Source organism: Autumnicola tepida, assembly GCF_031846485.1.
Lineage (GTDB): Bacteria > Bacteroidota > Bacteroidia > Flavobacteriales > Flavobacteriaceae > Autumnicola > Autumnicola tepida.
Map to the genome: position 1 here is coordinate 493,653 of NZ_JAVRHQ010000001.1, position 20,789 is coordinate 514,441.

Consider the following 20,789-nt stretch of genomic DNA (forward strand, 5'->3'; position numbering starts at 1 on the left):
TTTTATGTATTGATAGGTTTTCTATCAGGCGGCAAATATACTACTTTATATTATTTTACCTACTGATTAGTTCTTTTTTAATTTCAGGCTCTTACCGGCTGATTTTGAATTAAATCCAGATACAGGTTTATCTGGTTTTTAAGCTCCGAACGCTTCACTATAAAATCAAGGAATCCGTGTTCTTGTAAGAATTCGGCGGTCTGGAAGTCTTTGGGAAGGTCTTTTCCTGTGGTGTCTTTAACCACACGTGGGCCGGCGAATCCAATAAGCGCGCCTGGTTCAGAGATATTGATATCCCCAAGCATGGCAAAAGAAGCAGTGGTTCCTCCCGTAGTTGGATCTGTAGCTAAAGAGATGTAAGGAATTTTGGCATCTGCAAGTTGCGCCAGCCTCACAGAAGTTTTGGCCATTTGCATTAAAGAAAATGCAGCTTCCATCATTCTTGCTCCTCCAGATTTGGAGATAATCATAAAAGGAATCTTGTTCTTAAGGGAATATTCTGCAGCACGTGCGATTTTTTCTCCTACCACAGATCCCATGGAACCGCCAATAAATCTAAAATCCATGCATGCGATCACCAGGTCTTTGCCTTTGGATTTTCCAACAGCTGAACGTACCGCATCGTTAAGGCCGGTTTTTTCCTGGGCGGCCTTCAGGCGATCGGTATATTTCTTAGTATCGGTAAACTCCAGCGGATCTTTAGAAGTAATATTTTTATCCAGTTCTTCAAATTCGTTATTATCAAAAAGGATCTTAAAATATTCATTACTACCAATTCTTACGTGGTACCCGTCTTCAGGACTTACATAAAAATTGCTTTCCAGCTGCTCTGCATCTACGATTTTTCCTGTAGGGGATTTATACCATAAACCTTTTGGTACATCTTTTTTCTCTTCCGTTGGGGTTTGAATCCCTTTTTGTGTTCTTTTAAACCAGGCCATAGCTTTCAATTTTTATCTTCCGGGGCTGCATCGTCAACCGGAAATTTTGGTCAAAAAAATAGCTGAAGCACCAACAGTCCTTCAGCTATTTCAAAAATTCAGTTATAAAGTATTGATATTGTTTAAATCTTCAAAGGCTTTTTTAAGACGGGCTTTAAAAGTAAGTTCTCCTTCACGAACCCAAACCCTTGGGTCATAATGCTTTTTATTTGGTACGTCTGTTCCTTCAGGATTACCAATTTGCGCGGCAAGATAATCTTTCTTGTTGCCCATATAATCGCGGATTCCTTCTAGATAAGCATATTGAAGATCTGTGTCGATATTCATTTTAATAACTCCGTATCCAATTCCTTCACGAATTTCTTCAACAGTAGAACCACTTCCGCCGTGGAATACAAAATCGATATGATTTTCTTTTAATCCAAATTTCTTGGAAACAAATTCCTGTGAATTTTTAAGGATTACAGGGGTGAGTTTTACATTTCCGGGCTTGTATACGCCGTGAACATTTCCAAAAGCAGCGGCAATAGTAAATTGTGGACTAACTTTGCTCAATTCTTCATAAGCATAAGCTACTTCTTCAGGCTGTGTATATAACTTTGAAGAATCGATACCTGTATTGTCCACACCGTCTTCTTCACCACCGGTAACGCCAAGTTCAATTTCCAGCGTCATGCCCATTTTGCTCATTCTCTCCAGGTATTTTTTGCAAAGCTCAATATTTTCTTCAATTGGCTCTTCAGAAAGATCTATCATGTGGGAGCTGTAAAGCGGCTTTCCAAAATGCTCGTAATGTTTTTCGCTGGCATCCAGCAACCCATCGATCCATGGCAATAGTTTTTTCGCACAATGGTCGGTATGAAGAATTACGGTTGCCCCGTAAGCTTCTGCCAGTTCGTGAATATGTTTTGCGCCGGCTACAGCACCTGCAATTGCAGCTTTCTGATTTTCGTTAGAAAGGCCTTTCCCGGCATTAAATTGCGCTCCACCATTGGAAAACTGAATGATTACAGGAGAATTTAGCTCTGCTGCAGTTTCCATTACCGCATTGGCACTACTGGATCCAATAATGTTCACAGCAGGAAGGGCAAAGCCCTTTTCCTTGGCATATTTAAAGATTTCCTGAACTTCGTTTCCTGTGGCTACGCCTGGTTTAATGTTATGACTCATAATTTTAGTTAATTAGGCTTACAAAAATAAGAAAATAAGTTGGCTTAAAAAGGATAATTGATCCCTACATTATAAACGGCGTGGTTGAAGTTGTAATTTTGGAACCACCTGTCGCCTGCAGGAAGTGCGGGATTGTAGGTTTTAAATCCTATATCGAACCTTAGAACAAAAAAACTAAAGTCGTACCGCAGGCCAAAGCCGCTGCCTATGGCAATCTCATCAAGGTCTGAAATGGAGGTGAAAGTAGAGGCTTCATCTTCAACAATATCAAGAACATTCCAGATATTTCCCACATCTACGAAAAATGCGCTGTTTAAAGCACCAAACAAATTGTAGCGGTATTCAAAATTAAAGGCCAGCTTCATATTTGCCTCGTTAAATTCACTTCTTCCGCCGCTGCCTCCAGGGCCAAGATCGTACGCCTGCCACGCGCGATTATCGTTGGGGCCTCCGGCAAAAAAACTGCGGGTAAACGGAATGCTGTTAGCGTTCCCGTAAGGAATAGCGATGCCCCCAAAAGCCCTGAGGGCAAAAATATTGTCATGGCCAAGGTCCCAGTGTTTTATATAATCTATCTCTGGTTTTACATATTGTGAAAAAGCCACTCCCATGATTTCATAATTTCCATTCTCGTTTTTATCTGCTCCTGCCAGGCTTGATGCGGCCGATAGAATATTTCCCGCTGTCTCTATTTTAAATCGTAAACGGGAAAATTCCTCGTCGTACAAATTTTCTTTGGTGTTCCATAAATAGGTGAAATTGCTGGCGAATATCAGGTTGTTTTCAGTAAGACGCCTTTTACGCTCCCTTATATTTATAACATTTTGTCGCTGATTTTCTGTAAGGCCGCTGGTTGTATTTTCATTATTGTTTACGGCTTCAATAAAATTTTCCGCGCCAGTGGGGATAGTCAGCTGTCCACTCGTGTTTAAAAAAGAAGGATCGGTGACCACATTGGGCGATTGTACGATGTCGTTTAATTCACTGTAAGAATTACGGTACACATTGAAGTAATTATTGGTGTTAAGATTTCTTACATATTGAAGGTTTATTAAATCCAGCCGATTGGAGACCTTTCGGGAAGGATTCCATTTATAGTTAAGGGTAGAGGAGAGGTTTTGCTTATCCAAACCTATGTTGTTCTGCGTGCTTAGCCCTAAGCTAAGAGTTGTAAAAGGAGACATGTAGCCCGGGATGAATTCTTCAGTTTCAAAAGGGAAAAATATCCGTGGGAAAATAAGGTTTACATCTGCCCCAATTTCAGAAATATCAAAAAAACGGTCTTCATCCCTGCTTGCCGCGGCATCTGTAGAAGAACCTATGCTTCCACGGCCCGCGATTTCCAGGTTTTCTGCTCCGCCAAAAATGTTCCTGATTAAAAGGGAGCCTCCAAACCCAATCCCGAATTTCTGAATATTACTTTGGGAAATATCAAAATCAAAGCCCAGGGAATATTTTTGTTGCGGGGTTAGAAAGATATTAGCTATAAGGGCTGTATTGGTGGAATCTGCAGGATCTGGATTGTACTGGATATTTGGATATTTAAAGACCCTCATGGAATTAAGCCTGCTATAGGTTCGTGTCCTGGCAAGGTCACTGTATGTACGGCCGGGCCTTATAAAAACCGCATCGGTAATAGCTTCAGGTTTATATTCCAGATCCCCAAAACTGTAGATGGTAAAATTACCCACCTGGGCACTATCTGTTACCGGTTCATTACGGTTGGCGTAGGTGTAATCGGTAAAAACATTTACTTTGCTTATCTCATATATTTTAAAGGGAACGCGATAGGTGGAATCTCCATTAGTGACCTGGCGGTTGTTGATGATTATGGTTGTGTTAACTTTATGATTGGTATTAATAGTATCAGCATCAAAATTTAGATATTCCTGCTCGAAATTATAAACTCCGTTATTTCTGAAGAGTTGGGTGAGACGGTCCCTTTCCGCATTAAAATCAAGGGTCCTGTACTGCTGATTGGTCTTTATTTCGGATTCTGCACGATGGCTTTCATAAATAGAATCCAATACCGGGGAATCAATATCGGTTTTGATGGAATCTACCTTGTAGGCTTTATGAGTATTTACATAATATTCCACCTTGGCCCTCTTTTCTTTTTTTTCTGAAGGAATAATGGAATAGTCAGTTTCTACATTAAACCAGCCATTGTTCCAGTACCACGACTGAAGGCGGTTAACAGACTTCCTGGCATCTTCTTCGTTTACAATTACCGGTGCTTCCCCTGTTCTTTTTATCCATTGGTTGAATTCCACACGGGAATTAATGTACTTGTCCAGTTGTTTACGGGAAAGAACAGCTTCCAGCTTTTCCCTTTTTCGGTCATTCTGCAGTAATTTTTCGCTCAATATGGAGTCTATGTTGGGACGGGCGAGATTATAGAAATTTAGCTGAAGTGGCACTCCTAAAAACCTGGAATTTGGCTCCTGGTAAAGTTGATTGTAGATCCTGTTTTCCTGGATTTCCTCTCCGTTTAAAAAGATGCTGTTTTCTGTAAGTAAAGCTTCATCGGGTTCCACACGTTTTACAGCGTTACAGGAAACAAAGAGGGATAAGGTTAGTAAAATTAATGATATTTTTGCGAGAAGCTGTTTCAAATAGAGTTCGTTAAAGCATCAAAAATACATCTTTTGTATGGTTAGTAAAAACCAAATAAAGTTAATTAAAAGCCTCTCTCAAAAAAAGCAGAGGCAGGCAAAAGGCCTCTTTGTGGCTGAAGGAAAAAAGACAATTGCCGAACTTCTGGATTCGCCCCTTAAACTCGGTATGCTCTTTTCTGAAGAGGATATTTTTGATGTTCCCCGGGAGAAATTTGTGCTGCTGGAAAAAGGAGAACTTAAGAAAATCAGTTTCCTGACAACCCCGCAATCGGCGCTTGCTGTTTTCCAGGTTCCTTCAGGTTTTAATCCTGAATATGAAGCATTAAGCCTGGTGCTGGATGGGGTAAGGGATCCTGGAAACCTTGGTACAATTATCAGGTTGTGTGACTGGTTTGGGATTCCCGAGCTGGTATGTTCAGAAGATACGGTAGATTGTTACAATCCCAAAGTAGTTCAGGCAACTATGGGTTCCATTGCCCGGGTAAAAATTTCTTATGTAAATTTAACTGAATATCTAACCGCACGGCCTCAGGATCTTCCGGTTTTTGGTACTTTTATGGACGGAGAAAATATATATTCAGATCCCCTTCCGCAGAAGGCGATGCTTATTATGGGGAATGAAGCCAACGGAATTTCAGAAGTGGTGGCGAAACAGGTTAACCAGCGTGTGGCCATCCCGCAATTTGGAAAAGAGGCCTCTGCCGAAAGCTTAAATGTAGCCACGGCTACGGCGATTTGCCTGAGTGAGTTTAAAAGAACAGCTTTTACTGGAAGGTAAAATTGATAAATATGGCCCTTGAAGTCATTTTGTCCACGTTTCCTGTATAAATGCTATTCGGGTTCTCATCCCGCACCAGTTCGTCATTTATCGCAAATACCCCTCTTATGCTTGGAGTGAGTTTGAAATAGTAAAGATAAAGATCTATGCCAAAGCCCAGTTCATAATAATAAGTATTGGTCTTCATCCTGAACTGGCCCACACTGTTATCATCCGGGCTGTTTTCGTTACTGGAAAGGTTTATGGAAGTGGAAAGTCCTCCCACCACAAAAGGTTTAAAATTGTTCAGCCGGTTGGCAGAAAATTTAAGGAGTAAAGGAATATGCACATAGGTGGAATTTATCTCCCTGAAGGTGTTGGCATCGGCCCTCACAGCCTGAAATCCGCGGGAATTAAAGCTAACGCCTGGCTCCAGCCTTAAATCCAGGTTATTATTAAGCTTTAAGTTGCCCACAAGTCCCACATTGAAGCCAATTCTGCGCTCTACCCGAAAATCCTGGCCGGTAACGGGGCTTGGATTGTAATCCTTATAATCAAAATTAAAATCGTAGCTGTTAAACCCTAGAAAATATCCCCAGGACCAACGCTGCTGGTCAAAGTTTTCATTATTCAGCACCTGGTCTCCTGTGAATAACTGCGCCTGGGAAAACTGGTAGCAGCACAGAAAGAAAGTTATAATAAAAAAGTTTTTCATTTAATTTTTAAAATTTTAACCGCTTGAATATCGAAAACTCGATTTTCACCGAAATTATCAGGATGGTATTTTTTAAAATTTGGTGCAATTATTTTGAAGCAACATATATTGTAGCAACCCCAAAAGTTTGCGGCTTATCTTCTACGTTTATAAACCCGTTTTTCTTCAAAATATTGTTGAAGGCTTCTCCATAAGGAAAGCTGGCGGCACTTTTACTGAGATATGAATAAGCATCCCTGTCTTTTGAAAATAATTTCCCTATAAGTGGAAGGATGAGATTGCTGTATAATTTGTAGCCTTGTTTAAAAGGAAATTTTACGGGAACTGAAGTTTCCAGTACCACAAAAATCCCTCCGGGAGTAAGAACGCGGCGGATTTCCTTTAAGCCTTTATCTAGATTCTCAAAGTTACGGACTCCAAAGGCTACGGTAATGGCGTCAAAAGAATTATCATCAAAAGGCAAAGCTTCGGAGTCGCCCTGCACCATTTCAATTTTCTTTTCCAGGTTTTTCTTTGCTATTTTCTTCCTGCCTACGGCAAGCATTCCTTCAGATAAATCCAGCCCAACAATTTTACTTGCCCCGGTATTAATCATTTTTATTGCAAGGTCTCCAGTGCCGGTGGCAATATCCAATACGGTTTCAGGATTTTGGCTTTCTACAAGTGCCACTACCTTTTTCCTCCATTTTTCATCGGTTCCCAGGGAGATTACGCGGTTTAGCCCATCGTAATTCCCGGAGATTTTATCGAACATCTGTTCTACCTGCTTCTTTTTGTTGAGAGAAGAGCCTTTATAGGGAGTAACTTTCTTACTCATTTCAAAATTTTTTCCAAAGATACATGATATAGGATAACTGCCTTCTTTCCAATTGATTTTTTGTTCTTAACAGGCGATGTTTTGCGTTAATTTAAAATAAGTTACCTTTGCTAATTCTTTACAATTTCAAGTTGTTATATGAAAATAATTATCGCTGGAGCAGGTGAGGTAGGCTTTCATCTGGCAAAATTACTCTCGTATGAATCTCAGGATATTACCTTGCTTGACACCAATCGGGATAACCTCCAGTATGCAGATACTCATTTAGATATAAGGACTATAAAGGGTGATGCTACTTCTATAGCGGTACTTAAAGATGCCCAGGTTAAATATGCCGATATGGTTATTGGCGTGACTTCTAGCGAAGCCACCAATATTACCGTGTGTGTGCTGGCGAAGCAGTTAGGGGCGAAGCGCACTATTGCAAGGATCTCCAACACCGAATTCCTGGAAAACAAAGAAGAAATTGGTTTTGTGAAGTTTGGGATAGATGAACTTATTTCTCCTGAAGCCCTGGCGGCAAGGGAAATTGAGCTGCTCCTGGACCAGTCTGCCTTTAATGATAGTTACGAATTTGAAAACGGGGCTTTGACCATGATTGGTTTAAGTTTATCCCGAAATGCTCTTTTTGTAGGAAAAACGGTAAAGGAAGCTGCAGAAATTTTTCCTGAACTTAACTTCGTGCCCATTGCAATTCAACGTTTTGGTACTCAATACACGTTAATACCCCGGGGAGATACACAATTTAAGGAAGGAGACCAGGTATATTATGTGACCCTGGAAAGTGGAGTTGAAGAACTATACAAGCTCACCGGAAAAACAAAGCAGGATATTAAAAATGTAATGATCCTGGGTGGTAGCAAGATTGGGCGCAAAACGGCAATGGATCTTTCCAGGAAGAGTTTTAATGTAAAGCTGGTCGAAACTAATAAGGAAAAGGCTTACGATCTTGCAGATGAGTTGCCGGGCACACTTATAATTAATGGGGATGGACGAAATGTGGAGCTTCTGGAAGAAGAAAATATTCATGATATGGATGCTTTTATAGCTGTAACCGGAAATTCCGAAACTAATATTATGTCCTGTCTCGTTGCCAAATCAAAAAGTGTAAAAAAGACCATCTCCCTGGTGGAGAATATGGATTATTTTCAGCTAAGTCATTCTATAGGAATAGATACTTTAATTAATAAAAAGCTGTTGGCGGCAAATAATATTTTCAGATATATTAGGAAAGGTGAAGTGGTGGCTATGACGAAGCTCAACAATATGAATGCTGAACTGCTGGAATTTATCGTAAAACCCAACTCACAGGTAACCAATAAGAAAATAAAAGATATAGATTTCCCAAGATCTGCAATTATTGGGGGGATTATTAGAAATGGAGAAGGGATTATTGCCCTGGGAGAATTTCTAATAAAATCCGGGGACCGCATTGTGGTTTGCTGCCTTCCCCGTTCTATTAACAAGGTGGAAAAACTTTTCTTGTAATGCCAAGGTTAAACTACCCTATTATCCTGCATGTAATGGGCTTGTTGTTGCTGTGCAACGGCGGGTTTATGCTAACCGCGGTGCTAATAAGCTGGTTTTATGAAGACGGGGTAACCATGGAAATTTCCATTGCGTCCTTAATTACTTTATTTGTTGGAACATTGCTCATGTTCACCACCCGTGGGCATAGGAAAGAGGTAAAAAAGCGGGAAGGCTATATTATTGTGACTTTTGGCTGGATCTTCATGGCTTTAAGCGGAACATTGCCTTACGTTATAACTGAATCCATCCCAAGCTTTACCAATGCTTTTTTTGAAACCATGTCTGGCTACACCACCACGGGAGCTTCTATTTTAAATGATATTGAAGTGGTGCCGGAAGGAATACTCTTCTGGAGAAGCCTTACCCACTGGATAGGCGGAATGGGGATAATCGTGCTCGCCATAGCTATTCTGCCATTATTGGGGATAGGAGGAATGCAGCTTTTTGCTGCGGAAGCCCCTGGCCCCAGTGCAGATAAACTGAAGCCGCGTATTACCGATACGGCAAAACGACTATGGCTGATTTATGTAAGTTATACTGCCGCCGAAACCATTTTACTTAGCGTGGCCGGAATGAGTTTTTTTGATGCTATCAATCATGCGATGAGTACTTTAAGCACTGGTGGTTTTTCAACAAAAAACGCAAGTATGGCCTATTGGAACGATCAGCCGGTGATTCAATATATCGTGATCCTGTTTATGTTCCTGGCGGGAAGTAATTTTGTGTTGAGTTACTTCAGCTTTAAGGGTAAAATCCAGAAGGTGTTGCATGATGATGAATTCAAGTGGTATTTTATTTTTATCGCTGCATTTACGGTAATATCTTCTTTTATTGTATATCTGGAAGCAAACGTAGAGCTTTCCTCCATAGATCATCCCATGGTTTGGGGTGAGGCTGAAAGTGCTTTTCGGCATTCCCTTTTCCAGGTATTAACGGTTATTACCACCACCGGTTTTGTTTCTGCAGATTACACTATGTGGACGCCGTTTTTGACTATTTTCTTCTTCGGAATGTTTTTCTTAGGTGGGTCCGCAGGTTCTACAGCGGGTGGAGTAAAGGTAATGCGGCATATTATAATGATAAGGAATGGGATTACTGAATTTAAAAGAACCTTGCATCCCAATGCTATTCTTCCGGTGCGTTTTAACAAAAAAAGCATTAGTGAAGAGATCGTTTTCAATATTCTTGGTTTTTTTATTCTCTATATGCTGGCTTTTATTATTGGTTCGGTTGTTCTGGCTGCGCTGGAGCTCGATTTTGAAACGGCAATCGGCGGGGCGGCATCTTCTCTTGGTAATATTGGCCCCGCGTTTGGAGCGTTAAGTCCCGTAAATAATTTCGATATGCTGCCTTCTTTTGGAAAATGGTGGTGCGCTTTTTTAATGCTAATAGGCAGGCTTGAACTTTTTACAGTGCTTATAATCCTTACTCCCTTCTTTTGGAGGAATCGGTAGCCTTCTTAGTTAATTAGGAAAAGAGTGAAAGAGTTAAAGAGAGAAAAAGAGGAAGAGGCATATGCAAATTTTTCTCGTTATTCTTTTACTTTTCCTCTGTAGAAACCGGTTGGTATGAATAGTGAAAAGTTTCAGGTTTAAAATTTGAAATTTTTCTGCGGAAATCTGCGAACTCCGCGGGAGAATTTTTTTAATGTTTACTTCAGCAGAGTGGGAAAATTTTAATTCTGAAACACCCCTTCTTGAGGAATTCTTAGTTTTCAAGTTAATGAGTTAAAGAGGAAAAGAGAAAAAGAGGAAGAGGCATATGCAAATTTTTCTCGTTATTCTTTTACTTTCCTCTGTAGAAACCGGTTGGTATTAATAGTGAAAAATTCCAGGTTTAAAATTTGAAATTTTTCTGCGGAAATCTGCGAACTCCGCGGGAGAAATTTTTTAATGTTTACTTCAGCAGAGTGGGAAAATTTTAATTCTGAAACACCCATTCTTGAGGAATCCTTAGTTTTTTAAGTTAATGAGTTAAAGAGGAAAAGAGAAAAAAAGGAAGAGGCATATGTAGTTCAGTGAAACCTGTTATTTCTTTTTCCGGAAAAGTTAATTGACTTCAAATGAAAAAAACCTCACAGTTCCTAATTTCTGTGAGGTTTTTTAATATTATTTTCAAATTTTTATGCTTCGGAAAGCGCTGTTTTAATTCTCTTCAGGGCTTCTTCAATTTGTTCTTCGCTGGCGGCATAAGAGATCCTGATGCAATCGGGGTTACCAAAAGCGTCTCCGGTAACTGTGGCTACCAAAGCTTCCTCTAAAAGGAACATGGAGAAATCTGTGGCGTTTTCAATTTTATGGCCTTTGATCGTTTTTCCGAAGAAAGCTGAAATATTTGGGAATACATAAAAAGCGCCCTGTGGTTCGGTAGTCACAAAACCATCTATTTCGTTCAGCAGGTCGATGATCAGTTTTCTTCTTGATTTAAATTTATCAATCATATAACTAATCTCGCTCACGGGAGCTTCAAGCGCGGTGATAGTGGCGCGCTGTGCAATACAGTTGGCACCGCTGGTGACCTGGCCCTGCAATTTATTGCAGGCACGGGCAATCCATGCAGGAGCACCAATATAACCAATACGCCACCCGGTCATGGCAAAGGCTTTGGCTACACCATTCACGGTAACAGTACGATCGTACATATCTTCAAAACCGGCCATGGAAGCATGTCCTCCTACATAATTAATATGCTCATAAATTTCGTCGCTCACCACTATAATATCAGGATATTTTGCCAGTACATCGGCAAGTCCTCTAAGTTCTTCTTTAGTGTAAACCATTCCGCTGGGGTTACAGGGCGAGCTGTACCAAATCATCTTTGTTTTTGGCGTGATCGCTTTTTCCAGCTGCTCAGGTGTTATTTTAAAATCGGTTTCCACTGTTGTAGGTACTTCAACAGGAACACCTTCTGCCAGTTTTACAATTTCAGCATAACTTACCCAGTAAGGGCAGGGTAAGAGCACTTCATCCCCGGGATTCAGCAAAACCATGGCCACATTGGCTAAAGATTGCTTGGCTCCTGTGGAAACCACAACCTGGGAATGGTTGTAGGTGAGGTTATTATCCCTCTTGAATTTTGTAATAATGGCATCTTTTAATTCCACATAGCCATCTACGGGGGTGTAAGAATTGTAATTTTCATTAATGGCCTTTATAGCCGCATCTTTAATAAACTCTGGGGTAGTAAAATCTGGTTCGCCAAGGCTAAGGCCAATAATATCTTTTCCTTCGGCCCTTAATTCACGCGCTTTTGCAGCCATTGCCAAAGTTTGGGACGTTGCCAGATTGTTAATCCTGTTTGATAATTGTTCTTGCATTTTAGTTGATTAATAATGATTATTTAACTGGATATTGCAGGTTTGGAACCCATCTCTTTTAGATACTGAAAATGGGCTTTTATAGCTGCGCGTGTGGTTTTGTATTCGTTGTAAGGTAAATTGCATTCCATGGCAGTCTCTTTCACTATTTTAGAAATTTTCGTGTAGTGAATATGACTGATATTTGGAAAAATGTGATGTTCTACCTGATGGTTAAGTCCGCCGGTGAACCAGTTTACGATCCTGTTTTTAGTCGAGAAATTTACCGTAGTGAAAAGCTGGTGAATTGCCCAGGTATTTTTCATGGAGCCTGTATTATCAGGTAGCGGCATTTCAGTTTCTTTTACGACGTGTGCAAGCTGAAAAACCATGCTCAAAATTAAGCCTGCCGTGTAGTGCATTATGAAAAAGCCAATCAAAATTTTCCACCAGGCGATGGAAAGAATGATCATTGGCAGCACGATCCATATGGCGATATATATTAATTTGGTTATCGCGATAATACTCCACTGGGTTACAGGGTTGGGCAATTTCCCGTAGGCAAGTTTTCTTTTTAGATAACGTTTGGTCTGCTTAAAATCTACCGTTAAAGCCCAGTTGAAGGTGAGCAGCCCATAAAGGAAAACCGAGTAATAATGTTGAAATTTATGAAAGCGCTCCCACTTTGCATGTTTTGAAAACCGTATCACCCTTCCTGCGTCAAGATCTTCATCATGCCCGTGAATATTGGTATAAGTGTGGTGAAGCACGTTATGCTGCACCTGCCAGTTGTAAACGTTACCGGCAAGAATATAAATGGTCCCACCCATAAACTTGTTCACCCATTTTTTTGAAGAGTACGAGCCGTGGTTCCCGTCGTGCATAATATTCATGCCCACTCCGGCCATGCCCGCGCCCATTACAATGGTAAGCAGTAACATCCACCATTGGGAAATATCAAGGGTCATAATTAGAAAATAGGGGGTGAGGAAAATACTAAACATCACCGCTGTTTTGAGATGAAGTTTCCAGTTCCCGGTTTTTTTAAGATTGTTTTCTTTAAAATAAGAATTGACCCTTTTATTAAGGGTCCTGAAAAATTTTGCTGAATCGATTCGGGAGAATCTTATATTATTCTGAGGAAACTCCATTTTGCTTTCTTTAATCTTCAAAGGTAAAATATTATACAGTTCTGTGATATGAAATGCTCAAATTTTAAGCCGCGATTCGTATTTTTGCGAAAAATGCTCATAAATTGGAATTAATACAGAAATATTTCCCACAGTTAACGGCGGATCAGATTGATAAATTTCAGAAGTTATCCGGACTTTACAAAGACTGGAATCTTAAAATTAATGTGGTTTCCCGAAAAGATATAGACGAACTTTATCTTAGGCATGTACTGCATTCCCTGGGGATCGCAAAGGTACAAAGCTTTAATCCCGGAGCTGAAATTCTTGATGTTGGAACAGGTGGTGGCTTTCCCGGAATTCCACTGGCTATTTTATTTCCTGAGACAAAATTTCATCTGGTAGATTCCATTGGGAAAAAAATTAAAGTAGTGGAAGAGGTTTCTGCGGGATTAAACCTACAGAATGTAAAAATTACCAATGCCAGGGTTGAAGAAATTGGCGGGCACTACGATTTTATAGTGAGTAGGGCTGTGGCAGCGATGCCTACTTTTGTTCACTGGACCAAGGGGAACATTGCAAAGAAGAGCAGTCATGAACTGAAAAACGGTATATTGTATTTAAAAGGAGGTGACCTTTCCGAAGAACTCCAGCCTTATAAGACGGTGAGTATTTATGAACTGTCTGATTATTTTGAAGAAGATTTTTTTGATACCAAAAAAGTGGTACACCTTCCTCTAAAGTTTAAAGGCTAATAAAAATATGGGCTGCCGGAAAAGGCAGCCCATATTTTTAGTTATTGATGATCATCTTTTTGTTGATGAGTTTATTTTCAGAATAAATTTTCACTACATAAACAGCAGTACTTACGGGACGGCTTACGGTGAGGTGGATCTCCTGTTGTAAAGGGATTTCTTTAAAGCTTTCAATAAGTTTTCCATTAATGCTATAGATGCGGATTTCGTCAATCCTGGTTTCTGCCGGATTGCTGATGATGATTTCTTTAGTATCCATCATATAATCTGCAGAGAGCTCAGCCAGATCATCTTTTTCTCCGGGAATTTCTACTGGGGTTTCCGTTTCAGGATTGCCGGATTCTTCTTCAGAGCCTTCAGAGCCTTCTTCAGGATTTTCGCTGTTCCCTTCTCCTTCTTCCTCTTCCTGATCATCAGAATTGTCTTCTTCGTTTTCTTCGGTATTATCGGGATCCTGTCCTTCTTCTTCTGTGCTTTCCTCAGGCTTTTCAAAAACTAATTCGAACTGGCTGGTATGGTAGCCAGGTTCAATAGTAGATTTGTATTCCCCAGCTCTAAGGTCATGATAAGTAGTGTCTGCATTATTCTTTAGATAAATTTCCATATCTGCGGGAACATTCTCCAGTTCAGCGATTTCTATTTTAAATTCTCCTTCCTGGTCTATGGCAAGCCCTAAAGGTAGCACCTGTCCTGGATTAAAATCCGGTACCGCCTGAATTACGAATTCTGAATCGTTAATTATCCAGAACATATCTTCCAGGTTATAATCCATCATAGGCGCATCATAGCCAAGGTCAAACCCATTGGTGGTAAGGTTATCGGCAGCTACAAGGATCTGGCGGTGATATCCGGTTGGAGAGGAAAAATTCAGCCTGATTTTGTAACGCTCGTCCTTTTTATATTGTGCCTTATTACCTTTTGTTAGATGTAGCGGTTTTAAGAATTGGGATTCTTCAGTGGATTCTTTTACAGAAAGCCTTTGGCCGTTTTTAAAGAGAATATCCCCGCCATTTATTTGGTATTCTTCAGCTATTGCTTCATCTATGATTGTATTTACAAAAAAGCCCTGCGCAACAGGAATATATTTTTCGGGGCGTTTGTCACCCTGATCCCCTGTGGCATCAATGCGGGAATCTGTAGAGATTGCAGGAACTCCGTCTACTAAATTAAAAGTAGCATAGCCTCCTACATATTCTGCCAGGTTATGACTGTCCTTCTTGCCAAAATGGTCCCAAAAATAGAGCGCTCCGTTAAAAATGTTTCTGCTGTTTGTTCCTCCCGGAACATCCTTGAGGTTGTCTCTGATAAACTGTTCGGCATCAATAGCTGAGGGGTAAGGATTTCCCACCAGCCTGTTTTCATTTTCTGAAACTTTTATTCTTATTTCCCCGTTATTCGGTTTTCCTGTAAAGACATAGTTTTGCCTTTCAGAGATTTCCACATTCCCGGAAGTACCCTTCATGGTATAACCTTCTCCGGCATCCAAATGGCCCTCCTTCCCAACATAATCCCATTCTCCATAAGAATCTGCAGTTCCTTCAAATTTGTACAGCCAGTAAGTGCTGATTCTTTTGGCCCCCGAATAGCTTTTATCTGCAAAAGTATAGTCATGGCCAAAGGATAACCTGATCGGATTTTTTGAATTTGTGCCGTCGCGCAATACTTCAGCAATGGTAAAACCTGAATTATTACCGCTTCCCTGAATGCTAACGGGAGATGTCCAGTAATTATAATTGTAACTGTTTGCCGTGCCCTGCTGATCCCTCTCAAGATAACCTGTACTGGAATTTTCCAGTACGCTTCCCTCATCCTGTACCAGCTGGGACTCCCCAACCAGATCGATGATACCATTAAGTTTTAAATAATGGGAAATCTTAAGGTTTTTTCCCCCATTAAATTCATTTTGTGCCTGGTTGGGATTAATCATAGTGAGTTTATTACTCTCTGAGAGTAACCCCAGCAGGTTAATATCCTTATCTCCTGAATTAATAGTATGGGAAATACTGGCGATATTCCAATTAATCTTCTTGCCATTTATGCCAGTACTGTTTGGTGGATCCCATACCTGGGGCCTCTTCCAGGTATTGTTGCTGTACCAGTAGCCTGTGCGGGCAGAAATATATGGCAATGGAGCAGTTCTTTCCTGATTAGTGGTAATATTGACCATTCTTCCTTTTACTGCTAAAGATGCTTTATTTGGAGTATAGCCATTTTCTATTTTTTCAAGTTGATAATATCCTTTTAATTTATCCCATCTAAGGCCTTCAGGAACGTCAAGAGGAATAATTTCTCCTCTTACATTAGCGCCGTTTTGCTCTAGTCTCTGGTTCATCATAAAGTGGAGCTGATTTTCTGAAAGTGCTGTATCCCAGATTCGCACCTCTTCAACCCATCCATGGAAGTAATTAGAAGGCTCTTCAGGATTATCGGCGTTGTACATTGCGCCAATTATAAACGGGTAATTATTGGCGGTTAGAGAGGCGGCACTAGCTTTCCCTACCTCTAGTCCATCAACGAGGATATAAGTGCCCTCGCTTTTCGTAATTACAGCCAAATGGTACCACCTATTTGTGCCAATTGGATCTGAAGATGAGAGCGTATTTCCGTTCCAGCGGAATTTAGGAGTTCTGTTATCAATAACCAGGTCATAACCGCTGCTACTAAAGTCTGTCGTACTGCGTTTAGAAATAACTGTTTTAAGACCTGAGGATGCTTCAGGTGATAATTTTATCCAGGCTTCAAGAGAAAAATTTGTGCTGCCATTAAAGTTGTCGCCAAAAACAATATAATCGTCTTTTCCATCAAAATCGATCGTATTACAGTTGCTCAGGGTGATTTTTACATCATCAGACTTTCCGCAGTCAACGGTCCATCTTAAAGTATAAGTTCCCTGTGTTCCCGTAAAGCTGGTTTCAGGATTTGTGGCATCAGCAAAACTGCCGCCAGCAGGTCCATTAACAATGCTCCATTCTCCGGTAAATTCTTCTGAATTTTCTGTCGGAAGGCTTGCAGATAGCTGAGTTGTAGTGATTCCACAGCTAAGAACCTGGTCCGGGCCTGCATTGGCAATTAATTCTTCCGGCTGAGTAATTGTAACGGTAATCCAGGTTTCACAGCCATTAGCATCTAATACCCGCACATCATGGTCTCCTGCTTCCAGGTTGGTTGCCGTAGGCCCGGTTTGGCCATTATCCCAAACATAAATATAAGCATCTCCTGAAGTTGCCGGTGTACCTCCTTCTGCTGCTACTGTAGCACTTCCATCAGTGCCTCCAAAACAGGTCACATCTGTTTGCTCAACAAGGTTAAGCTGAAGGGGGTTTGAAGGCTGGTTTATTTCTTTGGTCATAAAATGACTTTCGCCTTCAGCATCGCGAACTTCTATATTATAAGTGCCTCCCGGAAGCCCTTCAATTATATTAGTGTCGTATTCTTTTCCATTAAGGAAATACTGGTATGGAGAAACTCCCCCGGAAGCTCTGATCGTAATCTTACCGTCCTCAGAACCATTACATAAAAGCTCGTTTGCAAATGCTACGGCATACAATGGTGAAAAAACAGTCGTTTCATTATTGGTGGAGAAGCATTTAGGTTTGGAACCTTGTCCACATTCCCGGTTTTTATTTTGGGCGAAGGTAAATCGAACTCCATCTATCTTTACAATATCTCCACAGGAATAGTCAATCTGGAAAGTTTGGGCTTTGTCAGGAATATCTTCCTTTTCGTAGAAACAACCTAATTCCCTGTGATTTTCAACCTCTCCTGTTTCAATATTTTCAATAGAATAAATAAATTCCACACTAAGGGAGTAGCGTTTTGGATTAGAGGGGATGTAGATATATATAAATTTATCATCAGAACTTCCACAATTTTCAGCAGTAATTCTGGTACCGCTGCTATCTCCAATATAATAATCTTCTGCTGTTAAATCGTTAGATCCACAATCCGTAACAAAACATGCCCCCACATATTGAATTATAGTTTTTGTAAGCGACACTCCATTTGCGTCAGTTATTTTAACGCTGATCTCTTTATCACCAATAGATTCATAATTTATTTTCGGAGTTTGTAATCCTGTGTATTTAGAGATCGAAGCATCACCTTTAAATGTCCACTCATAGTTATAAGGAGCGGTACCACCTCTGGCACTGCCATCCAAAATTGTAAATGAAGAAGTACGGATTATATCGTTTGTACTTTCACAAATTGAAGTAGGTAAAATTTCTGCGTCCAGACTGTCTATCACAACAACAGATCTGCTGGCTGTACAACCATTTTGATCGGTTACTGTAACGGTATAGGTGCCTGCAGTTAAATTTTGAGCGGTTTGCCCGGTCTGCCCGTCAGACCATTCAAATGTATAATTGGGGCTTCCGCCGGTAACCTGTACTGTCGCACTACCTGTAGCAGAGCCATAAGAAGTGGTTTCGGTAGTTAAAAAACCGCTGATTTCCAGTTTGGTAGGGGAGGAAACAGTGACTGTCCTTTCCTTTTCGCAGCCGTTTTCATCTGTAATCACCACAGTATGATCCCCAGGAGCCAGTCCTGTGGCTGTTTGGGTGGTTTGGCCATCCTCCCATAAATAGGAATATTGGCCGGTGCCACCTACTGCTTTCACCGTTGCTGTACCATTATTTGCTTCAAAACATCCAGAAGTGGAAGTAACTTCAGTAATTTCAATAAAGCTGGCAGGTTCAGTTATAGTTACAGCTATGGGTTCTGTTTTACATCCATTTGCATCAGTTACAATTAGCTCATATTCTCCGGCAGGGAGATCTGTTTTGTTCTCTCCATAGCCTAAGGAGCCCCATGAAAAAGTATAGGGCGCGGTTCCTCCGGTGGCAGAAGCAGTAATTTCGCCTGTTGCAAAGCCTTTACATAAAACATCTGTTGTAGATGCTATAGCTGCAGTAAGCACTTCAGGTTCGGTGATCTCTAAATTGCCGTCGAGAACCAAAATACAGCCGGGCTCACTGCTGTCCCGCATCTGCACATTGTAAGTGCCAGGGGCAAGGGAACTAAATGTATTACTGGCTTGCCAGTTACTGCCGTCTATGCTGTATTCAAAAGTATCGTGTCCTCCATAGGCAAACATCATCTCAATACTTCCATCACTGGCGCCTTTACAGCTAATATTGGCAACTTCCAGTTCAGCCCCAAGAGGGCTAATTACCACATCCTGTTTAATTGTACTTGTATTACCGGCAGCATCTGTAAATTTCCAGGTGATGGTATGGGTGCCTTCAGCAGAATAAGTGAGGGGGTTAGAAGTTGTGGCGGTAATTTCTCCTGAACAATTGTCTGTTGCCACGGGAGGGGTGAGGGTATATTCACATCCGGAGATTACATCTTCTATTGCTGGTAACTCCGGTGCTTCTTTATCTTCCACGGTAATTTTTTGGATAACCGCTACCGCGTTATTTGCATTGGCATCACTTACATTCCAGGTGATTTCTGTTGTTCCTACAGGGAATTCTGCGGTAAGGGCTTTGCCATCGCTCCTGCTGCCGGAAGGGCTGCCCACAGTACAATTATCTGTAGCTGTTGGAGGGGTAATGCTAATACTGGCGCCGCATTTTCCAGCATCATTTGCAACAGTAATTTCTGAAGCTGTGGTTATTACGGGTAACTCTTCATCTTTAACAGTAACGGTGGCAGTAGCGGTAGCCGTATTTTCATTATTATCCGTAACTGTCAGTGCCACCGTGTTTTCCCCTACATCTGTACAGCTGAAATTTTCCCTGTCTAAAGTATAGCTTTTAATTCCGCAGTTATCGCTGGAGCCGTTATCAATATCAGCCGGAATAATGGCAGCATTGCCTGAAGCGTCCAATACAATACTGATATTTTTGGTAATTACCGTGGGATCTGTATTATCTTCAACAGTAACTGTGGCAGTAGCGGTAGCTGAATTTTCATTATTATCGATCACCGTCAGTGTCACCGTGTTTGGCCCTACATCTGTACAGCTGAAATTTTCCTTATCTAAAGAATAGCTTTTAATTCCGCAGTTATCGCTCGTGCCGTTATCAATATCAGCCGGGATAATGGCAGCATTGCCTGAAGCGTCCAATGTAATACTGATGTTTTTGGTAATTACTGTTGGGTCTGTGTTATCTTCAACAGTAACTGTGGCAGTAGCGGTAGCTGAATTTTCATTATTATCGGTCACCGTCAGTGTCACCGTGTTTGGCCCTACATCTGTACAGCTGAAATTTTCCTTATCTAAAGTATAACTTTTAATTCCGCAGTTATCGCTCGAGCCGTTGTCAACATCAGCCGGGATAATGGAAGCGTTTCCTGAAGCATCCAATACAATACTGATATTTTTGGTAATTACAGTTGGGTCTGTGTTATCTTCAACAGTAACTGTGGCAGTAGCGGTAGCTGAATTTTCATTATTATCGGTCACCGTCAGTGTCACCGTGTTTGGCCCTACATCTGCACAGCTGAAATTTTCCTTATCTAAAGTATAGCTTTTAATTCCGCAGTTATCGCTGGAGCCGTTGTCAACATCAGCCGAAGTAATGGAAGCGTTGCCTGAAGCGTCCAATGCAATACTGATATTTTTGGTAATTACTGTTGGGTCTGTGTTATCTTCAACAGTGATAATTTGGGTATCTGAATCTGAAGCTCCTTCAGCGTTGGAAACAATCCAGGTAATTACAGTTGTACCTAAAGGAAAGGAATAAGTATTTGGACTAATTTCACTGCCATTTACTTCCAGTCTCAGGTTATCATATTCACCGGTAATGGTGGGGGAGCCTAACTGTATGCCGGTCGCACTACAGCTGCCATTGCCGGTGTTCACTGTTTTATCTGCCGGTGCTGTAATCTGTGGGTTTTCCAGCTCACTTTTAGCGTAGGAGATTTCTTTTCCGTCAAATGCCCTGTAAGGGGATTCGTTAAAGGTTAAGTTATTGGCCGGTAAAAAATATCCTATAAAAACAATGAGAAATATTGAAATTCCTGTTGCTTTTATACGGGGAGTAATTTTGCCCATACACATTTAGTCAGATAAAATAGATGACAAAATACGCACAAATGAAGTTAAAAGGCAA

Annotated in this window: 12 protein-coding genes; 4 read left to right on the plus strand and 8 right to left on the minus strand. The window is 40.9% G+C overall.

Annotated elements, in window-relative coordinates:
- Positions 1-83: 83 nt before the first annotated feature.
- From accD to tamL, 3 genes are all read right to left on the minus strand, one after another.
- Positions 84-941: an acetyl-CoA carboxylase, carboxyltransferase subunit beta gene (gene accD / locus RM553_RS02325; protein ID WP_311533360.1), complete on the minus strand. Its 858-nt coding sequence runs from the start codon at positions 939-941 to the stop codon at positions 84-86.
- 102 nt (positions 942-1,043) lie between these two features.
- Positions 1,044-2,111: a class II fructose-bisphosphate aldolase gene (gene fbaA, locus RM553_RS02330; protein WP_311533361.1), complete on the minus strand. Its 1,068-nt coding sequence runs from the start codon at positions 2,109-2,111 to the stop codon at positions 1,044-1,046.
- A gap of 44 nt (positions 2,112-2,155) precedes the next feature.
- A complete protein-coding gene (gene tamL / locus RM553_RS02335) occupies positions 2,156-4,726 on the minus strand; it encodes a translocation and assembly module lipoprotein TamL (RefSeq protein WP_311533362.1) in 2,571 nt (856 codons plus the stop codon).
- A gap of 37 nt (positions 4,727-4,763) precedes the next feature.
- Here tamL and RM553_RS02340 point away from each other — a divergent pair, with 37 nt between their 5' ends.
- Positions 4,764-5,507: an RNA methyltransferase gene (locus RM553_RS02340; protein ID WP_311533363.1), complete on the plus strand. Its 744-nt coding sequence runs from the start codon at positions 4,764-4,766 to the stop codon at positions 5,505-5,507.
- On the opposite strand, the gene porT is transcribed toward RM553_RS02340, so the two are convergent.
- Positions 5,494-6,201 (minus strand): type IX secretion/gliding motility protein PorT/SprT, encoded by a 708-nt coding sequence (gene porT / locus RM553_RS02345; protein ID WP_311533364.1) that lies wholly within the window; start codon positions 6,199-6,201, stop codon positions 5,494-5,496. The two genes, RM553_RS02340 and porT, sit on opposite strands and share 14 nt — an antisense overlap.
- Positions 6,202-6,289: 88 nt before the next feature.
- On the minus strand, positions 6,290-7,018 hold the full coding sequence (ubiE, locus tag RM553_RS02350) for a bifunctional demethylmenaquinone methyltransferase/2-methoxy-6-polyprenyl-1,4-benzoquinol methylase UbiE (RefSeq protein ID WP_311533365.1): 729 nt from the start codon (positions 7,016-7,018) through the stop codon (positions 6,290-6,292).
- 138 nt (positions 7,019-7,156) lie between these two features.
- Between ubiE and trkA the strand changes: the two genes are divergently transcribed.
- Complete coding sequence (trkA, locus tag RM553_RS02355; RefSeq protein ID WP_311533366.1) at positions 7,157-8,506, plus strand: Trk system potassium transporter TrkA; 1,350 nt, start codon at positions 7,157-7,159, stop codon at positions 8,504-8,506.
- Positions 8,506-10,002, plus strand: a complete 1,497-nt coding sequence (locus tag RM553_RS02360) for a TrkH family potassium uptake protein (protein ID WP_311533367.1) — start codon at positions 8,506-8,508, stop codon at positions 10,000-10,002. Before trkA ends, RM553_RS02360 begins: the two co-directional genes overlap by 1 nt.
- Positions 10,003-10,670: 668 nt before the next feature.
- Here the strand turns inward: RM553_RS02360 and RM553_RS02365 are convergent.
- On the minus strand, positions 10,671-11,864 hold the full coding sequence (locus tag RM553_RS02365; RefSeq protein ID WP_311533368.1) for a pyridoxal phosphate-dependent aminotransferase: 1,194 nt from the start codon (positions 11,862-11,864) through the stop codon (positions 10,671-10,673).
- Between the two features lie 23 nt (positions 11,865-11,887).
- The gene (locus RM553_RS02370) at positions 11,888-12,994 is read right to left on the minus strand and encodes a fatty acid desaturase family protein (RefSeq protein WP_311533369.1); all 1,107 of its coding nucleotides are present in this window, start codon (positions 12,992-12,994) and stop codon (positions 11,888-11,890) included.
- Positions 12,995-13,098: 104 nt separating this feature from the next.
- Between RM553_RS02370 and rsmG the strand changes: the two genes are divergently transcribed.
- On the plus strand, positions 13,099-13,728 hold the full coding sequence (gene rsmG, locus RM553_RS02375) for a 16S rRNA (guanine(527)-N(7))-methyltransferase RsmG (protein WP_311533370.1): 630 nt from the start codon (positions 13,099-13,101) through the stop codon (positions 13,726-13,728).
- Between the two features lie 37 nt (positions 13,729-13,765).
- Here rsmG and RM553_RS02380 read toward each other — a convergent pair whose 3' ends face one another.
- Positions 13,766-20,731 carry a DUF8693 domain-containing protein gene (locus RM553_RS02380; RefSeq protein WP_311533371.1) on the minus strand — a complete coding sequence of 2,322 codons (6,966 nt, stop codon included), beginning with the start codon at positions 20,729-20,731 and terminating at the stop codon, positions 13,766-13,768.
- Positions 20,732-20,789 lie beyond the last annotated feature (58 nt).